The organism is Pseudomonas sp. LPH60 (genome assembly GCF_030718165.1).
Lineage (GTDB): Bacteria > Pseudomonadota > Gammaproteobacteria > Pseudomonadales > Pseudomonadaceae > Aquipseudomonas > Aquipseudomonas danubii.
Map to the genome: position 1 here is coordinate 62736 of NZ_JAVAJH010000009.1, position 21993 is coordinate 84728.

The 21993-nt window shown below is 62.9% G+C and carries 19 protein-coding genes; 14 read left to right on the forward strand and 5 right to left on the reverse strand.

The features are described from left to right. The first annotated feature begins 34 nt into the window (after window positions 1-34). Entirely contained in the window at window positions 35-769 is a 735-nt protein-coding gene (locus Q8O96_RS27270; protein ID WP_102863505.1) for a hypothetical protein, read from the forward strand. Between the two features lie 54 nt (window positions 770-823). Continuing rightward, complete coding sequence (locus Q8O96_RS27275; protein ID WP_102863504.1) at window positions 824-2119, forward strand: hypothetical protein; 1296 nt, start codon at window positions 824-826, stop codon at window positions 2117-2119. A gap of 69 nt (window positions 2120-2188) precedes the next feature. On the opposite strand, the gene Q8O96_RS27280 is transcribed toward Q8O96_RS27275, so the two are convergent. After that, window positions 2189-3514, reverse strand: coding sequence for a sigma-54 dependent transcriptional regulator (locus tag Q8O96_RS27280; RefSeq protein ID WP_102863503.1), 1326 nt, complete (start codon window positions 3512-3514; stop codon window positions 2189-2191). Window positions 3515-3867: 353 nt separating this feature from the next. Here Q8O96_RS27280 and Q8O96_RS27285 point away from each other — a divergent pair, with 353 nt between their 5' ends. Continuing rightward, window positions 3868-4134, forward strand: a complete 267-nt coding sequence (locus Q8O96_RS27285; RefSeq protein ID WP_102863502.1) for a hypothetical protein — start codon at window positions 3868-3870, stop codon at window positions 4132-4134. Between the two features lie 183 nt (window positions 4135-4317). Here the strand turns inward: Q8O96_RS27285 and Q8O96_RS27290 are convergent, their stop codons facing one another. The 4 genes from Q8O96_RS27290 to paaY all read right to left on the reverse strand — a co-directional run bounded on the left by Q8O96_RS27290 (window position 4318) and on the right by paaY (window position 9485). After that, a complete protein-coding gene (locus Q8O96_RS27290; RefSeq protein ID WP_305949764.1) occupies window positions 4318-6465 on the reverse strand; it encodes a phosphocholine-specific phospholipase C in 2148 nt (715 codons plus the stop codon). Between the two features lie 241 nt (window positions 6466-6706). Beyond that, window positions 6707-7717: an adenylate cyclase gene (locus tag Q8O96_RS27295; protein ID WP_305949765.1), complete on the reverse strand. Its 1011-nt coding sequence runs from the start codon at window positions 7715-7717 to the stop codon at window positions 6707-6709. A gap of 186 nt (window positions 7718-7903) precedes the next feature. Then, the gene (gene paaX, locus Q8O96_RS27300; protein WP_102863499.1) at window positions 7904-8827 is read right to left on the reverse strand and encodes a phenylacetic acid degradation operon negative regulatory protein PaaX; all 924 of its coding nucleotides are present in this window, start codon (window positions 8825-8827) and stop codon (window positions 7904-7906) included. 64 nt (window positions 8828-8891) lie between these two features. Continuing rightward, window positions 8892-9485: a phenylacetic acid degradation protein PaaY gene (gene paaY, locus Q8O96_RS27305; RefSeq protein ID WP_170002809.1), complete on the reverse strand. Its 594-nt coding sequence runs from the start codon at window positions 9483-9485 to the stop codon at window positions 8892-8894. A gap of 447 nt (window positions 9486-9932) precedes the next feature. On the opposite strand from paaY, the gene paaG reads away from it, so the two are divergent. From paaG to nhaB, 11 genes are all read left to right on the forward strand, one after another. Continuing rightward, the gene (paaG, locus tag Q8O96_RS27310) at window positions 9933-10724 is read left to right on the forward strand and encodes a 2-(1,2-epoxy-1,2-dihydrophenyl)acetyl-CoA isomerase PaaG (protein ID WP_213666515.1); all 792 of its coding nucleotides are present in this window, start codon (window positions 9933-9935) and stop codon (window positions 10722-10724) included. 188 nt (window positions 10725-10912) lie between these two features. Beyond that, window positions 10913-12232, forward strand: coding sequence for a phenylacetate--CoA ligase PaaK (gene paaK / locus Q8O96_RS27315; RefSeq protein ID WP_102879242.1), 1320 nt, complete (start codon window positions 10913-10915; stop codon window positions 12230-12232). 177 nt (window positions 12233-12409) lie between these two features. Then, complete coding sequence (gene paaA / locus Q8O96_RS27320) at window positions 12410-13399, forward strand: 1,2-phenylacetyl-CoA epoxidase subunit PaaA (RefSeq protein ID WP_102863496.1); 990 nt, start codon at window positions 12410-12412, stop codon at window positions 13397-13399. 29 nt (window positions 13400-13428) lie between these two features. Next, complete coding sequence (gene paaB / locus Q8O96_RS27325; protein WP_060843646.1) at window positions 13429-13710, forward strand: 1,2-phenylacetyl-CoA epoxidase subunit PaaB; 282 nt, start codon at window positions 13429-13431, stop codon at window positions 13708-13710. Window positions 13711-13718: 8 nt separating this feature from the next. After that, the gene (gene paaC / locus Q8O96_RS27330) at window positions 13719-14480 is read left to right on the forward strand and encodes a 1,2-phenylacetyl-CoA epoxidase subunit PaaC (RefSeq protein WP_305949766.1); all 762 of its coding nucleotides are present in this window, start codon (window positions 13719-13721) and stop codon (window positions 14478-14480) included. Next, window positions 14467-14997, forward strand: coding sequence for a 1,2-phenylacetyl-CoA epoxidase subunit PaaD (gene paaD, locus Q8O96_RS27335; RefSeq protein WP_060839390.1), 531 nt, complete (start codon window positions 14467-14469; stop codon window positions 14995-14997). The genes paaC and paaD overlap by 14 nt, the downstream gene beginning before the upstream one ends. A gap of 28 nt (window positions 14998-15025) precedes the next feature. After that, the gene (paaE, locus tag Q8O96_RS27340) at window positions 15026-16102 is read left to right on the forward strand and encodes a 1,2-phenylacetyl-CoA epoxidase subunit PaaE (RefSeq protein ID WP_102863493.1); all 1077 of its coding nucleotides are present in this window, start codon (window positions 15026-15028) and stop codon (window positions 16100-16102) included. Window positions 16103-16153: 51 nt separating this feature from the next. Then, window positions 16154-16462, forward strand: coding sequence for a DUF485 domain-containing protein (locus Q8O96_RS27345; protein ID WP_102863492.1), 309 nt, complete (start codon window positions 16154-16156; stop codon window positions 16460-16462). Then, on the forward strand, window positions 16459-18105 hold the full coding sequence (locus tag Q8O96_RS27350) for a cation acetate symporter (protein WP_115580105.1): 1647 nt from the start codon (window positions 16459-16461) through the stop codon (window positions 18103-18105). Before Q8O96_RS27345 ends, Q8O96_RS27350 begins: the two co-directional genes overlap by 4 nt. 63 nt (window positions 18106-18168) lie before the next feature. Beyond that, a complete protein-coding gene (paaZ, locus tag Q8O96_RS27355; RefSeq protein WP_305949767.1) occupies window positions 18169-20223 on the forward strand; it encodes a phenylacetic acid degradation bifunctional protein PaaZ in 2055 nt (684 codons plus the stop codon). Window positions 20224-20429: 206 nt separating this feature from the next. Beyond that, window positions 20430-21932 carry a sodium/proton antiporter NhaB gene (gene nhaB, locus Q8O96_RS27360; protein ID WP_102863489.1) on the forward strand — a complete coding sequence of 501 codons (1503 nt, stop codon included), beginning with the start codon at window positions 20430-20432 and terminating at the stop codon, window positions 21930-21932. The last annotated feature ends 61 nt before the right edge of the window (window positions 21933-21993 follow it).

A 21993-nucleotide genomic window follows, 5' to 3' on the forward strand; every position in this document is an offset into this window, starting at 1 on the left:
TAAAGGGGCAGGACGCTCCGGGAGCAGCAAGCAGATGAAGACTTCATACTGGCTGGCCGCCGCTTGCCTGGCAGCAGCTCTTCCAGCCCATGCTGGTTTCAAGCCCGAACTTATCCAGGATCAGGAATTATCGCAGTTACGGGGCCGTTACGTGATGCCGGGGCGGATTATCAGCTTCGGCATCGTCATGAGCAGTACCTGGCGCAACGCCAGCGGTGACCTGATCGGTGCGACCACCTCGCTGCAGATCCAGCAAGCCACCATCAAACCGGAATTCTACGTCTCCACCATCACCCAGACCGGTGACGGCACCACGCCGCCCCCAGGCACCGGCAATGTGATCGGTGGTGCAGGCCTGGCCAGTGGCCAGGGCGTGACCCAGAGCGTGAGAGCCGCCGGGGATGGCAATTCTGCCTACAACAACATCAGCATCAATGTCACAGAGGCCAACCAGGCGCCCGCCTTGGCCGCTGGGGCCGGCCAGGCCTTGATGAGCGGCCAGACCATCACCGGCAGCAACGCCGCCGGTAGCGTGGCGGTATCGGCCCTCAATGGCGGTATCCAGATGGCGATACAGGCCAACGGCAATCAGGGCAGCGCCCTGCAGCAAGTGGCCCAGGGCAATCTGTTGCAGAACACCCAGTTGATGGGTAACAGCAACCTGGTCAACAACCTGACTCAACTCAATGTGGTGCTCAGAAACAACGGACCGAGCAACGGTGTTTTGGACTGCAACCTGACAACGCTCGACGCTCTACGCAAATTCTGATCTTGAACTACGCTGATTCTCGACCATTGGGGTTCAAAAGGGACGGTTTATTTCATGTATCGATCGGTTTCACTGCGCGCAGTCATCTGTTTAAGCACTCTATTTCCAGCGGCGCTGGTTCAAGCCGCGCCGGATGCCGATGTAGAGACCCTGAAACGCGAACTTCTGGAGCTCAAGCAACGTTACGAAGTGCAGCAGAAGGCCCTGGCGGTACTGGAGCAGCGAGTCCGGCAGGTAGAAGATCAACCCGCGGCACCACCGCCCAAGCGCCTGGCCAAATCGCCAGCCGATCTCAGAGGCAATCAACAGGTTGCCGGCACTGGCGCCGCAGCGGCGTCCGGAGGAGCAGCCGGGGGCGCTTCCTACGGTCAGTCGCTCAAGGATGATTCGGCTCCGGCCCAAAGCGTCAGCAACCTGTACGACGAGGCCAGTGGCTTCTTCGGTGGCGGCAAGTTCAGCGTCGAGACCGGCTTGACCTACGCCCGCTACGACGCTCGGCAACTCACGGTCAACGGCTTCCTTGCGCTGGACTCGATCTTTCTCGGCAACATCAACCTGGACCGGATCAAATCCGATACCTGGACCCTGGACCTGACCGCTCGCTACAACCTCAACAACCGCTGGCAATTCGACATCAACGCCCCCGTGCTGTATCGCGAATCCACCTTCCAGTCCGGTGGTGGCGGCGGTGCCGGCACCCAGACCACCGAAGAATCGGTGACCCGTGACCCGACATTGGGGGACGTGAACTTCGGCGTGGCTTACAAATTCCTCGACGAATCGGAGTTCTGGCCCGACGCCGTGGCCACCTTGCGAGTCAAGGCCCCCACCGGCAAGGAACCGTTCGGGATCAAGCTGGTGCAATCCGCGGGCAACAACAACCTGTACGTGCCTGAAAGCCTGCCGACCGGTAACGGTGTCTGGTCGATCACCCCCGGGATCTCCCTGGTCAAGACTTTCGATCCGGCGGTGCTGTTCGGCACCCTGGCCTACACCCACAACCTGGAAGAGTCGTTTGACGACATCAGTTCCACGGTTGGCAGCAAGACCCCTGGCAAAGTTCGCCTGGGCGACAGCTTCCAGATCGGCGCCGGTGTGGCTTTCGCCCTCAACGAGAAGATGAGCATGTCCTTCTCGGTGTCCGACCTGATACAGCGCAAGAGCAAACTCAAGCAGGATGGCGGCGATTGGCAATCGGTGGTTTCCAGCGACGCCAACGCCGGTTACTTCAACGTCGGCATGACCATTGCGGCTACCGACAACCTGACCATTGTGCCCAACCTGTCCATCGGCATGACCGAGGACGCCCCGGCCTTCACCTTCAGCCTGAAATTCCCTTACTACTTCTGATCCACCGGCAGAAACGCCAAGGCCCGCGGCGACTCCCCAATCGCAGCGGGCCTTGGCGTTTTTGCCGCCCTAGCGGATCTGGTGTTTGTGCAGCAAACGGTAAAAAGTCGGACGCGAGATGCCCAGTACCCGGGCGGCAACGCTGAGGTTGTCACTGTGCCGGTTGAGCACGTCGCACAGGGCCTGACGCTCGGCGCGGTGCTTGTAGTCCTCCAGGGTGCCCATGGGCAGTTCCTGGGCTTGCAGGCCTTGCAAGCCCAGATCACTGGCCTGAATCTGTCGGCCTTCGGCCAGTACCAGGCCCCGGCGCACCCGGTTGGCCAGTTCGCGGACATTGCCCGGCCAGTCGTGCTTGCCCATGGCCACCAGGGCGTCCTCACTGAAACTGCGTGGCCGGCGTCCGGTTTCCTGGCTGTAGAAGTGGGCAAAGTGGCTGGCCAGCATCCCCAAATCGCCATGACGCTCACGCAGTGGCGCGGTAATCACCTGCAGCACGTTCAACCGGTAATACAGGTCCTCACGAAAACGACCGCTGGTGATGGCCGCCTCAAGGTCCACGTGGGTCGCAGCCAGGACCCTGACATCCACCGGTATCGGCTGGCTGCCGCCTACACGCTCGATGTGCTTTTCCTGCAGGAAGCGCAGCAGATTGGCTTGCAGCTCCAGCGGCAGATCGCCGATCTCATCGAGGAACAAGGTGCCGCCATGGGCCGCCTCGATGCGCCCGACCTTGCGTTGGTGCGCCCCGGTAAAAGCGCCCTTTTCATGGCCGAAGAGTTCGGACTGGATCAGGTGTTCGGGAATCGCCCCGCAGTTGATCGCCACAAATGGCTTGTCGTGACGCTGGGACTGGCGATGCAGGGTACGCGCCACCAGCTCCTTGCCGGTGCCGCTCTCGCCGCGGATCAATACCGGCGACTCGGTGGGCGCCAGCTTGCTCAGCAGCTTGCGCAGGTCGCGGATGGGCCGGCTGCTCCCCAACAACTCGTGCTCGGGCTGGTCCACATGGACCGCGCCCTGGCCCCTGAGGCGGGCCATGCCGAAGGCCCGTCCCAGGGTCACCTGGACCCGGGAGACGTCGAACGGCAGGGTATGGAAGTCGAAAAACCATTCGCAGACAAAGTCACCGACCTTTTGCAGGCGCAGGACTTCCGGACTCAGCACCGCGATCCACTCGGTGCCGCTGTGGCTGATCAGGTCCTTGACCGCTTCCGGACGCTCCAGGTGAAAGGGTTGCAGGCGCAGCAAGCCGACATCGCAGGAGCGCTCGCGAGCAGACTCAAGGTCACAGCTGTCCACATCCCAGCCGATAGCACGCAGCCCGGGCAGAAGACGATGGCAGTCATCACAGGGGTCGACCACCAGCAAGCGGCGCTGCACGGGAGCTTCGAGCATGACTGGTCCTTGGCGCCAAAAGAGGGAAAAGTTATTAGAAACAGTGGTTTGGCAAACCTGGCTGTAACGTTAGCAAGAACTTGACGCTTGAATGTATCAATTGCTTATAGCGCTGCTTACCAAAGGAACTAAGGCGCTACCAGAACTTCGTCCCGAGCGACTGATTGTCGCAGTCATTTTTTAAGAACCCCGTAACTAATGGTGTTGTCACAGGGCCCACGTACGAAAGTTGTAAAAACTTGTTTTTCAGTGTGACCCGATCACTACCTCAGTGCATCAGTACAAGTGACCAGCCGAACGGTAAGCCCAACCGACGGCACATCATCTGATTGGGCACATAGAGAGAAGACCCCATGAACGCCCCGCTCCGTAGAAACGAAGCACTTTTGATCGCCGACCGCGCATTCAAGCCTTTTCAATGCGTGGCCTGGGCCCCACAGGACGGGAACGGCGAGCTCAGCCTGAGCGTCATCGACCGTACCAGTACCCGTATCGGTCACACCCAGATTCCCAGCAGTGCCTACTCCGATCCAGCCCAACTGGAAGACCTGCTCAAACAAGCCCGCGCTGAACTGAGCCAGGAAGGTTATATCTTGCAGTCCTGGGCCATGCCCAAGTAAGTGATGCTGTTAGCGGATCACCCGAACAGGTGATCCGCTATTTAGGCAAAACAACTAAGCACGCTATCTATTTTTCCCTCGCAGCAACTTTTATCTGTAGCGTAGTGGTTGTTTTCGCTAGTGCAGAAGCTGCACCTCCTCGCTATTTCCAACTAGTGTCCCTTGTGCTTCATCGATGCCCTCTCAGGGCCGCCCCATCAGCGGGTCACTGATACTGTGTGCCCCGGTTTCCAGTCGTCCGGCTACCCTGCGCAACCAGCCTGCGTCACTGCGCAGGGTCAAGTCATACCAGCCACCACTGGACTCACAGGCGAAAACCTGGCGCACCTCTGCTCCCCCAGGCACGACCAGGGTCCATGGCCCCTGTTGGGTATAAGGGCAGCGATCGATAGTGACCGATACCCCATGCGCACCCGGATTGCTCAGGGTGAATTGCAGTTGGTTATTGCTGGACGTCACCAACAGCTCAGGCTGGAGCTGTTGCAACTGGCCGCTGAAGCTGCGGTGGAAGCCATTGGGTCCCAATACCCACAGCTGGTAGCGCTCCACCACAGGCCAGCTGTCCTGCAGCGCCTTGCCGGCCTCCACCGTGTAGCGCCGCGGGATATCGCTCAGGTGCAGGCCGTCGTAGACATGCAACACCGCGCCCTGCTCGCCAGTGTTCTGCAGGCTCAGGGACAGGGTCTTGGCCTTGAGGTCCACCTGGCTGTCGACATGCAGACGATAAGGCAGTGCCCGTGAAGGTCGGGCCAGCCGCGGCTGGTGCGGTGGCAACTGCTGGCTGGCCAAGGGTAGCGGCACCTGGAGCAGCTTCTCCTGGCGCTGGCGCAAACCGTCGGCGGCCTGCCGGGTGGTGGTCTGCAGCGCCGGCAATGGCTCATGGTTGGGGTCGACGAAATTCAACGCCGACGTCAGGTCGCCACATACCGCCCGCCGCCATGCACTGATGTTGGGCTCGCGCACGCCAAAGCGTTTTTCGAGAAATTGCAGCACCGAGGTGTGATCGAACACCTGGGAATTGACCCAGCCTCCCCGGCTCCAGGGAGACAGCACCAGCATCGGTACCCGCGGCCCGGGGCCATACACGCCGCCATCGGGCAGCGGTTGCTGGGTCGAACCGGGTGGCGCCGGATGCTTGAACAGTTCGCTGTCGAAACCCAGCGTGGACTTGCCGGCAAAGCTGCCATCCTGACGCTGGGAAGGTGCCGACGGCGACGGCATATGATCGAAGAAGCCATCGTTTTCATCGTAGGTCAGTAACAGCACGGTCTTGCTCCAGACCTCGGGATTGCCAGTCAACGCCAGGAGAATCTCCTGGGTGAACCAGCCGCCCTGGACCGGACTCGATGGGCCGGGATGCTCGGAATAGGCGGCCGGCGCCACAATCCAGCTGACCTGAGGCAACTTGCCGGCCTGCACGTCATTGCGAAATCCACCAATGATCGCCTCCAGATTGCTGCCGCTGCTGGCCGGCAAGGTATTGCCATTGCCCTTGTACAGCGCAGCGACGGCGTTCAAGGCATCGCTGTAAGGCACAAAGGCATTGAAGTCCTTGGGCGGTTGAGCCGGATTACCCACCTTTACGCTGGCGGCGCGGTACTGACGGAAGCCGGCCAGGGGGTTGTCGCCGAAATTGTCCGGCAGGTGCTGGTAAACCTTCCAACTGACACCCTGCTCTTCCAGGCGTTCGGGATAGGTCTTCCAGCTGTAGCCGACGTTTACCGCACCCGGGCCATCCCATTCGTTGACCACCGCAGCGACCTTTGCCGCGCTCGGGCCGTTGCTGCCGGTCCAGAGAAACAACCGGTTGGGGTTGGTCCCGGCGTGTACCGAACAGTGATAGGCGTCGCACAGGGTGAAGGTGTTGGCCAGGGCGAACTGGAATGGCAGCTCCTGCTCACGGTAATAACCCATGGACGTCGCTGTCTTGTGGGTCGGCCAGGCACTCATGCGGCCGTTGTCCCAGGCCGAATGGGCATCCACCCATGAATGAGGCGTGCCACTGACGCGCTGGGCGTTGCCTTTGCTGCTGTCCAGGTGATAGGGCATCACCAGCCGGCCCTTACCCTGTTGCTCCCAGACCGTGCGCTGACCGGGCAGTGGAATGGTAAAGCGGTCGCTGAAGCCCCGTACCCCGGGAAAAGTACCGAAGTAATGATCGAAAGAGCGATTTTCCTGCATCAGGATCACTACGTGTTCGACATCCTTGATCGTCCCCGTACGGTTATTCGCCGGTATGGCCAGGGCTTGGCGAATAGCCAGGGGCAAGGATGAAAAAAATGAACCGATAGCGGCCGCTTGCAATAGCTTCCTGCGTGAAAGACTGGGCATGGGTCTTTGAATCCTTGTGGTTGCAGCGCGATATATGACGCTGCAAGCAAAAGTATTCATTTCAAATAACAAGGCAGTGACATTGCCATTGCAATTACATCAAGCCGATATTGCCCAGACCTGAGACTTCGCAAATAGACCATGTTTTCAAGGTTGCAAAAGAATTTTTCATGAAGAAAACACCCGAGCCTGCAAACTTGTCATCAATGGCCAGGTCCAGAAACAATATCGACCCGTTGCCTTACTGAAGATTGTCCGCCACTTCATTGCGTTGAACCCGCAACGGATTGAACGCCAGCCGGATAAACTGCGGGTCACGCGCGAGTTTGTAGTCCGGACCGACAAAGTACTCCTTGGCCCCCGGATCATGCTTGCCGAGATATAAAATCCAGGCGGTTGTAATACCGGCGAACTCGTTTTCCCGGACACTGCGCACCGGACTGAAATGGGTGGCGTTATGGGCCGTGGCACTCCATCCCGGCACCGCCTTGATCAACCCGCCCTGCCAGAGCCGCGGCCAGGCCCAGGCCGGCACCACCACATCCGCGGCCCCGGTAAGCACCAGGGTCGGGGTCTTGACGGTGGAGCCCAGGCCTATGGGCCCGGGTTCGATGGGCAGCGAGCCGATGTAGCGCAGCTGTGGATCGATGTCCTGCAAGGTGCCAGGCAACAGGCTCGACGAGAGGATCGACGCCCCGCCGCCAGCGGAGTGCCCCGCCACTATGGTGCGAGACAGATCGACCTTGCCGAACAACGCTGAGGTTGGGTCCAGGTTGAGCTTGCTCAGCTCAAGGGCACCCAGGACATGCATGGTGGGCGCGGTATTGATGAAGTCGGAGGAGATGATCACGATAAAGCCGTAACTCGCCCACAGCCTCATCAAATCGGTGTATTGCCCCTGATTGGAAAGGATGCCGCCAACAAAGTTGACCACCGGCAACTTGTCCAGATTCCTTATATTGCTCGGGTAATAAACACTGGTGGAAACCGGACTGGCAAATCCATAGGGAAAGGACGAATTACATTGAACGCTGTTGTCCAGCAGCATGATCCTCGCCAATACACCCAACAGACCGCGACAGTCACTCAAGACCGCATTGGTAGTGACCTTGTAGGGCCCTGGAGACTTGGCATATTGATCATTGGCCAGCCCCAGTGCCGGAACAAGTTGCGAGGCACCGGCCAGACTCCCAAAAGTAACTAAGACTCCAGCCAAACATAGTTGCACTGCCACCTTGCGTATCGATCTCATTGATAGTTCCTTTATCTGCCTGCTTTCCCTGCAAGACCGGATACTCCCTCCTGGCCGTGCACTCACTACTGCCAATCACCTGAACTTCATCTCACTGCAACAAGCCTGAAACACTCAGCCTTAGTTGCCCAGCGGACTCTGGCGACCCTAGAACAAGACAAATTCCAAGGTCAATCCTTATTCAAGCTAGAGCAGCCCACCGAAGCGCCGATAGAAGCTTTCCCCCACATCCGGTAGCGGGCCATCAGCGCTCTCCAGAGCCGTGGCCAGCCACTCCTCGGCCTTGGCCTGGATCAAGCGATAGATGTTGCGACACAGCTGGCGCGCTGCACGACCCTCCCAATCGCCGGGAAGCAGTTCGTCCGGCAACTGCGGGTCGCGCAGCAACAGCTTGCGGTACTCATGAATCAGCAGCAGGCGAGCCAGGAAACAGTCGGATGGTTGCAACTGCTCCTGCTCGCGCAGGGCCTGCCAGAGGGGGCGAAACAGTTGGATGAATTCACTGTAATGGGCTGCCAGTTCGTCAATGTTCCAGCTCTCGCGCACCTGCTGGCGCAGGGCTCTGGAGCCGAGCACGTCCTCGGGTGCGGTGGCAAAGACAATGGTGTCGTCCTGGGCACCAAGCTCCAGCAAGGTGGCATTGATATCGGCGCGATCGCTGCGCGGGCACGCCAGCATCAGCGGCGACATCGCGGCAAACCCTTGCCACTCCAACTCTTCACGCACTTGCTTGCGCAACTCCGGTTGCAATTGTCCGAGCATTACCAGGCTCCAGGAACCATCCCAGGCCGGCACACCGGCGCTATAGACCCGCTTGAACGCCTTGTCGAATCGCCGGCGACCGGCCAGGGTCAGGCTGTAGTAACTGCGGCGCCCGACCTTTTCGGCAGTCAGCCACCCCTCCTTGCTCAGGCGGAAGATCGAAGTGCGGATCAGCCGCTCGTTGATCCCCATGGGCTCCAGCAGTTGAATCAGGCTGCCCAGCCAGACGGTGCCGCCATGGGGTTCGATGGCATCGCCGTACAGGGTGATGATCAGCGAACTGGCGCGGATCGGGGTCTGCTCCTGAAAGCGTTTGATCAGGTGGTTCAGTGGCGCTAGGGACGACATGGGCGTACCGGAAAAAAAGGAAGGAATATAGCCGGTTTCAGGCCGTCGCAGCGGCCCGGGGTGTTCATTGGCCGGCCTTGGGACGAAAGCCGCCGTCGGCGATTCGCGGCCGATCATCCTCGACCCGAGACAGCGGCTCACAGACTTGCATCTGCTCCAGGCAGCGACGGGTCAAGTGCTGGTACTCCCGAGTGCCGGCCAGCTTCCAGGCCACTTCCTCGTCGCTCAACTGACGCGTGACCCGCGCCGGCGCGCCCATCACCAGCGATTGCGGCGCGCATTCGAAACCGGCCTTGACCAGCGCCGCCGCCGAAACAAAGGAACGCGGTGCAATGAAGGCGTTGTCCATCACCACCGCATTCATGCCCACCAGCGCGTCGGCGCCAATCCGGCAACCGTGCAACACTGCGCCATGGCCGACATGGCCATTGCGCTCCACCACCGTGTCGCTATCGGGGAAACCATGCATCACACAGGTGTCCTGCAGATTGGCCCCCTCTTCGAGGACAATCCGGCCAAAATCCCCCCGCAGGCTGGCCAGGGGGCCGACATAGCAACGGGGGCCGACTATCACATCGCCGATCAGCACCGCCGAAGGGTGCACATAGGCACTGGGATCGACCACCGGAATCAAGCCATCAAGGCTGTAGCACGTCATGCTGCTTCCCTCTCTGATCAGCAGAAACTGCTGGTGTTGGAGCGGCTGGGGGCGCTGCACTTGCCCGCGAATACAACGCCGAGAATGCGCGACGCCACCCAATCCAGGATATCGATACAACGCGGACGGCATTTTGTATCAGGTTATTCTCGGTACACAACCGTTCTCCAAGACACAGGCCTGGCTCGCCACAGGCGCCACAACCCGCAAAGCATAAAGGATACGGCCTCAATTGCCGGCCCAAGTCAGCATTCCGTCGACCTGCCGCCCCGAATAGAACACAGCTGAAGCCGAAAGATAGGACACATTAACAATCCATTAATCTTGATTTTATGTATCACATTGGCGATATACTCGGCGAAAACCGGCTCCCGGGCCGACCCGACAATCGAGCCGGCAACCGGCCGTATCACTCCGAGGACATCCACCATGCCTCAACACCCGACCCTGAACTTTGCCACCATCCTGTTCTCCATCAGCGAGGGTGTCGCCCTCCTCAGCCTCAACCGTCCCGAGCAGCTCAACAGTTTCAACCCACAGATGCATGGCGAGGTGCAGGCGGCCCTCAAGCACGTGCGCAACAACCCCGAGGTGCGGGTCCTGCTCCTGACCGGCGAAGGTCGCGGCTTCTGCGCGGGGCAGGACCTTGGCGAGCGCGACGTCGCCCCCGGCGATGCAGCGCCTGACCTGGGGGAATCCATCGAACAGTTCTACAACCCGCTGGTGCGTGAGCTGCGCGACCTGCCATTGCCGGTGATCTGTGCGGTCAATGGCGTGGCCGCCGGCGCTGGCGCCAACCTGCCCCTGGCCTGCGACCTGGTGCTGGCGGCGCGCTCCGCGAGCTTTATCCAGGCCTTCTGCAAACTCGGGCTGATTCCCGATTCCGGCGGCACCTGGCTGCTGCCACGGCTGGTGGGCATGGCCCGGGCCAAGGCCCTGGCCATGCTCGGCAACCGTCTGAGCGCCGAACAGGCCGAGCAATGGGGACTGATCTACCAGTGCGTGGACGACGCCTTGCTGCGCGATGAAGCCCTGAGCCTGGCCCGACACCTGGCGACTCAACCCACCTATGGCCTGGCGCTGATCAAGCGCAGCCTGAATGCCAGCCTGCACAACAGCTTCGACCAGCAACTGGAGCTGGAGCGCGACCTGCAACGCCTGGCGGGACGCAGCGAAGACTATCGAGAAGGTGTCAGTGCCTTCATGGACAAGCGCCCTCCTGTGTTCAAGGGGCGCTGACATGGCCCCGCTGCGTCGTACCGCAGAAACTGCCGCAGTGGGTGCCGGGGCGTGGGCACCACCCTGATCCTCCAGAGGCGCCAGCCCGCGCCTGCAGAACTCCCCGCAAGCCCTTCGTGCCTCTTGCGGGTCATGCACTCAGAACCCGCAGTGACGGGTTGAACGACAACAACAATACGAGTGACACCATGAACATGCCGATAGCCAGAACCGTGCCCGAAGCGCCGCTGGACCCGATGGAAACCGCCAGCATCGACCACTTGCGCCAGCATCAGCTGGAGCGCCTGCGCTGGAGCCTGAACCACGCCTACGCCAACGTCCCCCTGTATCGCCAGCGCTTCGACGCCCTGGGCGTGCACCCCCAGGACATCCAGCGCCTGGAGGACCTTGCCCAACTGCCCTTCACCACCAAGTCCGACCTGCGGGACAACTACCCCTACGGCATGTTCGCGGTGCCCATGCAGGAGGTGGTGCGCCTGCATGCCTCCAGCGGCACCACCGGCAAGCCCACGGTGGTGGGCTATACCCGCAACGACATCGACACCTGGGCCCAGGTGGTGGCCCGGTCGATCCGCGCGGCCGGCGGCCGGCCCGGCGACAAGGTGCATGTCTCCTATGGCTACGGCCTGTTCACCGGCGGCCTGGGGGCACACTACGGTGCCGAACGCCTGGGGTGCACCGTGATTCCCATGTCCGGCGGCCAGACCGAGAAGCAGGTGCAACTGATCAAGGATTTCCAGCCGGACATCATCATGGTCACGCCGTCCTACATGCTCAATATCGCCGACGAGATCGAACGCCAGGGCCTCGATCCCCACAAACTGGCCCTGCGCCTGGGAATCTTCGGCGCCGAACCCTGGACCGACGAACTGCGCAGCGCCATCGAGCAGCGCCTGGGCATCCGCGCCCTGGATATCTACGGGCTGTCGGAGATCATCGGTCCGGGAGTGGCCATGGAATGCGCCGAGACCCGCGACGGCCCGACCCTCTGGGAGGATCATTTCTACCCCGAAATCATCGACCCGCTGACCGCTCAGGTGCTGCCCGATGGCGAAATGGGCGAGCTGGTGCTCACCTCCCTGAGCAAGGAGGCACTGCCGATGATCCGTTACCGCACCCGCGATCTGACCCGCCTGCTGCCGGGGACGGCGCGGCCCATGCGGCGCATCGACAAGATCACCGGGCGCAGCGACGACATGCTGATCATTCGCGGGGTCAATGTGTTTCCCACCCAGGTGGAGGAGCAAGTGCTCAAAGCCGTGCACCTGGCCCCCTGTTACGAGATCCATCTGTATCGCCACGGCAACCTCGACAGCGTCGATATTCACGTCGAGCTCAAGAGCGAGCATCAGCAACTGGGGGATGAACAGCAAAGGGCCATCTGCAGCGAGCTCAGTCGCCACATAAAGACTCATATCGGCATCAGCTCGCGTATCGTTTTACAGCCCCCCTTCAGCATCAAGCGTTCGGAAGGCAAGGCCTGCCGCGTGGTCGATCGCCGCAAATAGCGTTGCCGCAAGCATTGGAGCCCCGTCATGACGGGGCTTTTTTTCGCCTGCCATTCAAGTTGTGAGGCAAAGCGATACAGAAACAAACATGACACGCTATTTTGTGTTTGATATTTATTTATGTATCACATATAAACATTCACAGCCTCACCCACACCTGCAACCCGGGAGACACTCATGTACGCACAGCTGGTAGAGACGGGGATCAAGCGCATCAAGCCGCTGGCAGAAATGTCCGAGCAGGAGCGCACCTTCCAGGAAAAAATCGACGGGGAAATCAAGATCGAGGCCAAGAACTGGATGCCCGATGCCTACCGCCAGACGCTGATCCGGCAGATCTCCCAGCACGCCCACTCGGAAATCGTCGGCATGTTGCCCGAAGGCAACTGGGTCACCCGCGCCCCGACCCTCAAGCGCAAGCTGCAACTGATGGCCAAAATCCAGGACGAAGCCGGTCACGGCCTGTACCTGTACAGCGCCATGGAAACCCTGGGCGCCGACCGCGACGAGGAAATCGCCAAGCTCCACAGCGGCCGGGCCAAGTATTCGAGCATCTTCAACTACCCGACCCTGAACTGGGCCGACATGGGCGCGGTGGGCTGGCTGGTGGACGGTGCCGCCATCGTCAACCAGGTGGTGCTGCAGCGCACCTCCTACGGCCCCTACGCCCGGGCCATGGTGCGCATCTGCAAGGAAGAGAGCTTCCACCAGCGCCAGGGCTACGAAATCCTCCTGACCATGATGCGCGAGGGCAACCAGGCGCAGAGGGAGATGGTCCAGGACGCCATCAACCGCCTGTGGTGGCCGGCACTGATGATGTTCGGCCCCAGCGACGAACACTCCCCCAACAGCGCCCAGTCCATGGCCTGGAAAATCAAGCGCCAGAGCAACGACGAACTGCGCCAGCGCTTCATCGACCAGACCATCCCGCAACTGGAATTGCTGGGCTGCACCTGCCCCGACCCGGAGCTGAAGTGGAACGCCGAACGCGGCCACTACGACTTCGGCGAAATCCAGTGGCAGGAATTCTACGAGGTGCTCAAGGGCAATGGCCCATGCAACCAGGAGCGCCTGGAAACCCGCCGCCGGGCCATCGACGACGGCGCCTGGGTGCGGGCCGCCGCCGTGGCCCACGCCCAGAAGAAAGCCAACAAGAACGCCGCCTGAGCGCGCCTGCCTGATCCGGAGTCAATCCCATGTCTGAATGGACCCTTTACGAAGTCTTCGTGCGCAGCAAGCACGGCCTCAATCACAAACATGTGGGCAGCGTGCACGCCGCCGACGCCGCCATGGCCATGACCAACGCCCGGGACCTGTACACCCGGCGCAGCGAAGGCGTGAGCCTGTGGGTGGTGCCCTCGGCGCAGATCGTTGCCTCCTCCCCGGATGACAAGGACCCGCTGTTCGATCCGGCCGACGACAAGGTCTACCGCCACGCCAGCTTCTACCAGCTGCCCCCTGAAGTCGGACACATGTGAGGCCGGCCATGAACCCTGCAAACGATCTGATCAACCACCTGCTGCGCCTGGGCGACAGCGCCCTGATCCAGGGCCAGCGCCTGTGCGAATGGTGCGGCCGGGCGCCGGCCCTGGAAGAAGAACTGGCGCTGATGAACGTCGGCCTCGATCTGGTGGGCCAGGCCCGCAACTGGCTGGACTATGCCGCCGAACGGCTGGCCGATGGCCGCGACGCCGATCACCTGGCCTTCCGTCGTGACGAGCGGGCCTACCGCAACCTGTTGCTGGTGGAGCAGCCCAATGGCGATTTCGCGGTGACCCTGCTCAAGCAGTTCTTCTACGACGCCTGGCACCTGGAAACCCTCAAGGGCCTGAGCCAGTCGGCGGACGAGCGGATGGCCGGCATCGCCGCCAAGGCCCTCAAGGAAGTCACCTACCACCTGCGGCGTTCCAGCGAATGGGTCGAGCGCCTGGGCGACGGCACCGAGGAAAGCCACCAGCGCATGCTGCAGGCGATCCCCCGGCTGTGGCGCTTCACCGGCGAGCTGGTCGAGCACCACGCCACGGAAATCGAGCTGCACCGGGCCGGCCTGTGGGCCGATCCGGTCCAGGTGGCCGAGGGCTGGCGCGCCACCGTCGAAACCCACTTCGCCCGGGCCACCCTGCCCGTGCCCGAGGCGCCGAGCCATTTCTACCTGGATGCACGCCGGGGCCTGCACACCGAGCACCTGGGCCCACTGCTGGCCGAGATGCAATTCCTGCCGAGGGCCTACCCCGATGCGGTCTGGTGAACTGATCGGCAGCGACCAGGGCGCGCGGAGCCTGCAACGGGGCGACCTGGACCTGGCCTGGAGCACCCTGGATCAGGTCATGGACCCGGAGGTGCCGGTGGTCAGCGTGCTCGACCTGGGCATCGTCCGCGACCTGGACTGGCAGGCCGGCCATCTGCAGGTGGCGCTGACCCCCACCTACTCCGGCTGCCCGGCCACCGAGGTGATCGAGAACGACATTCGCCAGGCCCTGGAACAGGCCGGCTTCAAGGCTCCGCGCCTGGTGCGCCAACTGACCCCGGCCTGGACCACCGACTGGATCACCGAGCGCGGTCGCCAGCGCCTGCGGGCCTACGGCATCGCGCCGCCCTCGGGCAGCAGCAAGCGCAGCCTGCTGGGGGACGCGCCCCAGGTGCTCTGCCCGCAATGCGGCAGTGCCCACAGCGAGCGCCTCAGCGAGTTCGGCTCCACCGCCTGCAAGGCCCTGTACCGCTGCCGCGACTGCCTGGAACCCTTCGACTATTTCAAGTGCATCTGAGCCGCCCGCGCCTCAGAGGAGAATCACCATGAGCCAGTTCCACCGCTTGACCATCAAGGATGTACGCAGCGAAACCCGCGACGCGGTGTCCATCGCCTTCGAGATTCCCCGGCACCTGCAAGGGCAGTTCCACTTCACCCAGGGCCAGCATCTGGTGCTGCGCACCGAACTGGAGGGCGAGGAAGTCCGACGCTCCTACTCCATCTGCAGCGGGGTGAATGACGACGAGCTGCGCATCGCGGTGAAACGCGTCAGCGGCGGGCGCTTTTCGGCCTTCGCCAACGAACGGCTCAAGCCCGGGCAGTCGCTGGAGGTCATGCCTCCGGCGGGCCGCTTCCATGTCGAGCTTGATCCGGCGCGTCACGGCCACTACCTGGCGGTGGCCGCAGGCAGCGGCATCACGCCGATCCTGTCGATCATCAAGAGCACCCTGGAAGGCGAGCCGCTGAGTCGCATCACCCTGCTCTACGGCAACCGCTCCAGCGCCTCGGCGCTGTTTCGCGAACAGCTGGAGGACTTGAAGAACCGCTATCTGCAGCGCCTGAACCTGGTGTTCGTGTTCAGTCGCGAACAGCAGGACATCGACCTCTACAACGGCCGCATCAACCAGGACAAATGCCGGCAACTGTTTTCCCGCTGGCTCGATGTCAGGCAACTGGACGCGGCCTTCATCTGCGGCCCCCAGGCCATGACCGAAACCGTGCGCGACAGCCTCAAGGCCGCCGGCATGAAGGCCGAGCGCATCCACTTCGAGCTGTTCCATGCCGCCGGCGACGGCCAGAGACGCCAGGCCCGGGAAGCCGCCCGCGCCCAGGACCCGCAGGTCAGCCGGATCACCGTGATCAGCGACGGTCGGGCCCTGGCCTTTGACCTGCCGCGCAACAGCCAGAGCCTGCTGGATGCCGGCAACGCCCAGGGCGCCGAACTGCCCTATTCGTGCAAGGCCGGGGTCTGCTCCACCTGCAAGTGCAAGGTCATCGAAGGCGAGGTGGAAATGGACAGCAACCACGCCCTGGAAGACTACGAAGTGGCGGCCGGTTATGTGTTGTCCTGCCAGTCCTATCCCCTCAGCGACAAGGTGGTCCTGGACTTCGACCAGCCCTGAATCCGGCGTCGGTACGCGTGCCCCAGAACAACAACAAGAGAGAACCCGCCCATGAGCCCGCAAGAAATAGACCGCATCACCCGCCACCCGGACTTTATCCAGCTGGTCCGGCGCAAGCAGCGACTCTACTGGTCCCTGACCCTGGTCATGCTCCTGGCCTACTATGGCTTCGTTTTGCTGGTGGCCTTCAATCCCGGCCTGCTGGGCCGCTCGCTGTCCGGCGGGGCCACCAGCGTCGGCATGCCGGTGGGCGTGGCGATGATTCTCCTGGCCTTTGCCCTCACCGGTCTTTATGTGTATCGCAGCAACCGGCTGCTGGACCCGCTGAACGACAAACTCAAGCGCGAGTACCGGTCATGAAGCGCGGTGCAGGAGTCATCCTGCTGCCCTGCCTGCTGGCCTGGGACCTGGCCCTGGCCGCCGACGACAGCGCCCGCGCGCTGAACTGGAACGCCATCGGCATGTTCCTGGTGTTCGTCCTGCTGACCCTGGGCATCACCCGCTGGGCCGCCCTGCGCACCCGCTCGGCCAAGGACTTCTACACCGCCGGCGGCGGCATGAGCGGCCTGCAGAACGGCCTGGCGATTGCCGGTGACATGATCTCCGCCGCGTCCTTCCTCGGCATCTCGGCCATGATGTTCCTCAACGGCTACGACGGCCTGCTGTACGCCCTCGGGGTGCTGGCCGGCTGGCCGATCATCCTGTTCCTGATCGCCGAACGCCTGCGCAACCTGGGCACCTACACCTTCGCCGACGTGGTTTCCTATCGCCTGGCCCAGACGCCGGTGCGCCTGACCTCGGCGTTCGGCACCCTGACCGTGGCCCTGATGTACCTGGTGGCGCAGATGGTCGGCGCCGGCAAGCTGATCGAACTGCTGTTCGGCCTCAGCTACCTCCACGCGGTGATGCTGGTGGGCCTGCTGATGGTCTGCTACGTGACCTTCGGCGGCATGTTGGCCACCACCTGGGTGCAGATCATCAAGGCGGTGATGCTGCTCTCGGGCACCAGTTTCATGGCCTTCATGGTGCTCAAGCACTTCGGTTTCAGCAGCGAGGCGCTGTTCGCCCGCGCCAGCGAGGTGCACGCCAAGGGCAGCGCGATCATGGCCCCCGGCGGGCTGCTGTCGAACCCCATCGACGCCATTTCCCTGGGCCTGGGAATGATGTTCGGCACCGCCGGGCTGCCCCATATCCTCATGCGCTTCTTCACCGTCAGCGACGCCCGGGAAGCGCGCAAGAGCGTGCTCTATGCCACAGGCTTCATCGGCTACTTCTATCTGTTGCTGATCGTGGTCGGCTTCGGCGCGATCGTCATGGTCGGCACCGAGCCCGAGTATCGCGACGCCAGCGGCGCGATCATCGGCGGCGCCAACATGATCGCGGTGCACCTGGCCCAGGCGGTGGGCGGCAACCTGTTCCTGGGTTTCATCTCGGCCGTGGCCTTCGCCACCATTCTTGCGGTGGTGGCCGGGCTGGCGCTGTCGGGCGCCTCGGCGGTGTCCCATGACCTGTATGCCTGCGTGATGCGCCAAGGCCAGGCCAGCACCCAGCAGGAAATGCGCGTCTCGAAGATCGCCACCCTGTGCATCGGTGTCCTGGCGGTGCTGCTGGGGCTGCTGTTCGAGTCGCAGAACATCGCCTTTCTCTCGGGGCTGGTGCTGGCGATTGCCGCGTCGGTGAATTTCCCGGTGCTGTTTCTTTCCATGTTCTGGAAAGGCCTGACCACCCGGGGCGCGGTGGGCGGCAGCCTGGCCGGGCTGATCTCGGCGATTGTCCTGCTGATCCTCAGCCCGGCGGTCTGGGTCAATGTGCTGCACCACCCCCAGGCGCTGTTTCCCTACGCCAACCCGGCGCTGTTCTCCATGAGCCTGGCGTTCCTTACGGCCTGGGCCTTGTCCGTCAGCGACCGCTCGCCCCGGGCCGAGCTGGAGCGCGGCCGCTACCTGGCGCAGTTCATCCGGTCCATGACCGGCATCGGCGCTGGCGGCGCCAGCCATCACTGAGTTGTCTCCCGGCGCCCGGTACGGTGCGCCGACCCCCACTTGACCCTTCGGAGCCTTTCTCCCATGCCACAGTCTCCTACCCTGCAAAGCTTTATCGGCGGCCGCTGGATCGGCCAGCACCCGGCCCAGGCCTTGCGCAGCGCCATCGACGGCCATGAAGTGGCGCGCACCCATGAAGAGTCCCTGGACTTCGCCGAAGCGCTGCAACATGGGCGCGTGAACGGTGCCCGGGCCCTGCTCGCCCTGGATTTCCAGGAGCGCGCCCGGCGCCTCAAGGCCCTGGCGCTGTACCTTGGCGAGCGCAAGGAACAGCTGTACGCCCTGTCCCACCACAGCGGCGCGACCCGGGCCGACAGCTGGATCGACATCGAGGGCGGCAACAGCACCCTGTTCAGCTATGCCGGGCTCGGCGCCCGCGAGCTGCCTTCGGGCAACCTGCTGCACGAAGGCCCGGCACAGACCCTGAGCAAGCTCGGCAGTTTTGCCGGCACCCATATCCTGGTGCCTCGTGGCGGCGTGGCGGTGCACATCAACGCCTTCAACTTTCCCATCTGGGGCATGCTGGAAAAGTTCGCCCCCTGCTTTCTCGCCGGCATGCCCTGCATCGTCAAACCGGCCAGTGCCACCAGCTACCTGACCGAGGCGGCAGTGCGCCTGATGCATGAGTCCGGCCTGTTGCCCGAAGGCAGCCTGCAACTGGTGATCGGCGGCACCGGCGATCTGCTCGATCGCCTGCAAGGCCAGGACCTGGTGACCTTCACCGGCTCGGCGGTCACCGCCGCCACGCTGCGGGCCAACCCCAACCTGATCCGCCACTCGGTGCCCTTCAACGCCGAGGCCGATTCGCTGAACTGCGCGATCCTGGCGCCGGACGTGACCCCGGACGACCTGGAATTCGAGCTATTCATCAAGGAAGTGGTGCGGGAAATGACGGTCAAGGCCGGACAGAAATGCACCGCCATCCGCCGCGCCATCGTTCCGGCCAAACAGCTGGACGCCGTGGCCACGGGCTTGCGCGAGCGCCTGTCGAAGGTGGTGGTCGGCGATCCGTCGCTGGAAGGCGTGCGCATGGGCGCCCTGGCCTCCCACGCGCAACAGCGGGACGTGGCCGAGCGCCTGGAAAGCCTGCTGCACAGCAGCGACCTGTTGTTCGGCGCCCGGGACGGCTTCGAGCCCCGGGGCGACAACGTCAGCCAGGGCGCGTTCTTTGCCCCGACCCTGCTGCTGTCCCGTGATCCCCTGGCCCAGGGTGGTGCTCACGATATCGAGGCCTTTGGCCCGGTCAGTACCTTGATGGCCTACGACGATCTGGACCAGGCTCTGGACCTGGCCGCGCGCGGCAAGGGCAGCCTGGTGGCCAGCCTGGTGACCAAGGACCCAGGCATCGCCGCCCAGGTCATTCCTCGGGCCGCCAGCTGGCACGGCCGCCTGCTGGTGCTGGACCGCGAGTGCGCCGGCGAATCCACCGGCCACGGCTCGCCATTGCCGCAACTCAAGCACGGTGGCCCCGGTCGCGCCGGTGGCGGTGAAGAGCTGGGCGGCCTGCGGGCGGTCAAGCACTACCTGCAGCGAGCCGCTGTGCAGGGCTCGCCGAGCATGCTGGCGGCAGTGACCGGTGAATACGTGCGCGGCGCCAAGGTCATCGAAACCGAGGTCCACCCGTTCCGCCGGCACTTCCAGGACCTGCAGATCGGCGAGTCCTTGCTGACCCACCGCCGCACCGTGACCGAGGCCGATCTGGTGAACTTCGGCTGCCTGTCCGGGGACCACTTCTATATGCACTTCGACGAGATTGCCGCCAAGGACTCCCAATTCGGCAAGCGTATTGCCCACGGCTATTTCGTGCTCTCGGCGGCGGCCGGGCTGTTCGTGTCCCCGGCACCGGGCCCGGTGCTGGCCAACTATGGCCTGGACAGCCTGCGCTTCATCAGCCCGGTGGGCATTGGCGACACCCTGCAAGCGCGGCTGACCTGCAAGCGCAAGATCGACCAGGGTAAACAGAGCCCTCAGGGCACGCCGCAGGGGGTGGTGGCCTGGGACGTGGAAGTGACCAATCAACTGGGTGAGCTGGTGGCCAGCTACGACATCCTGACCCTGGTTGCCAAACGCACCTCCTGAGCGTAGGAGCCGGCTTGCCGACGAATGGCCCTCACGACGCTGTTGCACTTGAGAACGCCTTCGCCAGCCAGCTGGCTCCTGCAAGAGTGTGCCAGCGCTTGTGCAGATGCTTGGGTCGGGCAGATTGTGGCAAAAGATTTCATGGGTTCTTGATTCTCAATCCGGCTTGCGGCAAGTTGCGCGCTTCTCACTATTAGGAGCAGCCCATGTCCGGCTCAATGGCCCAGGCGTTCGCGCACAATTTTCTCGGCCACTCACCCCGCTGGTACAAGGCAAGCATTGTCGCGTTCCTGCTGCTCAATCCGTTGCTGTTCTTCGCGGTCAGTCCGGCCGCAGCGGGCTGGTGCCTGGTGATCGAGTTCATCTTCACCCTGGCCATGGCCCTCAAGTGCTACCCCTTGATGCCCGGTGGTCTGCTGTTGGTGCAAGCGCTATTGCTGGGCATGGCCACGCCCCAGGCGCTGTACGACGAACTGGTGCACAATTTCCCGGTGATCCTGCTGCTGATGTTCATGGTGGCCGGCATCTACTTCATGAAAGAACTGCTGCTGTTCCTGTTCTCCCGGCTGCTGCTGGGGGTGCGCTCCAAGGCGCTTTTGGGGCTGCTGTTCTGCTTTCTGTCGGCCTTCCTCTCGGCCTTTCTCGACGCCCTGACCGTGACCGCGGTGATCATCAGCGCCGCGGTGGGCTTCTACTCGGTGTACCACCGGGTGGCCTCCGGCAATGACCCGCGCCAGGACAGCGGCTATGGCGACGATCAGCATCTGCCAACCCTGCACCACGACGACCTGGAGCAGTTCCGCGCCTTTCTGCGCAGCCTGTTGATGCACGGCGCCGTGGGCACGGCGCTGGGGGGCGTATGCACCCTGGTGGGCGAACCACAGAACCTGTTGATCGGCCATGAGATGGGCTGGCACTTCGCCGAGTTCTTCCTCAAGGTGGCGCCGGTTTCACTGCCGGTGCTGGCCGCCGGACTGGTGACCTGCGTACTCCTGGAAAAACTGCGCTGGTTCGGCTACGGCACGCTGCTGCCGGATAACGTGCGCAAGGTGCTGGCCAACTACGCGGCCGAAGACGACGCCCAGCGCACCGCGCGGCAGCGGGCGGCGTTGCTGGTCCAGGGGCTGGCGGCGCTGATCCTGATTGTCGGCCTGGCCCTGCACGTCGCGGAAGTCGGGCTGATCGGCCTGCTGGTGATTGTGCTGATCACCGCCTTCACCGGGATTACCGACGAGCACCGCCTGGGCAACGCCTTCAAGGACGCCATGCCCTTCACCGCCCTGCTGGTGGTGTTTTTTGCCGTGGTGGCGGTGATTCACCAGCAACAGCTGTTCGTGCCACTGATCCAGTGGGTGCTGGCACTACCGGCGGACCAGCAGCCAGGCATGCTGTTCATTGCCAATGGCCTGCTGTCGGCCATCAGCGACAACGTGTTCGTCGCCACCATCTACATCACCGAGGTGAAACAGGCCTTTGTCTCCGGGCAGATGAGTCGCGAACACTTCGAGACCCTGGCGATCGCCATCAACACCGGCACCAACCTGCCCAGCGTCGCCACGCCCAATGGCCAGGCCGCCTTCCTGTTTCTGCTGACCTCGGCGATTGCGCCGCTGGTGCGCCTGTCCTACGGACGGATGGTGTGGATGGCCCTGCCCTACACCGTGGTGATGGGCCTGCTGGGCTGGTACGCGGTGAGTTACTGGTTGTAGCGCTGGAGGATGTTTGAAGGGTTGAGGCGCTGATCCGGGTGCAACGGGGTGCCGTCCATAT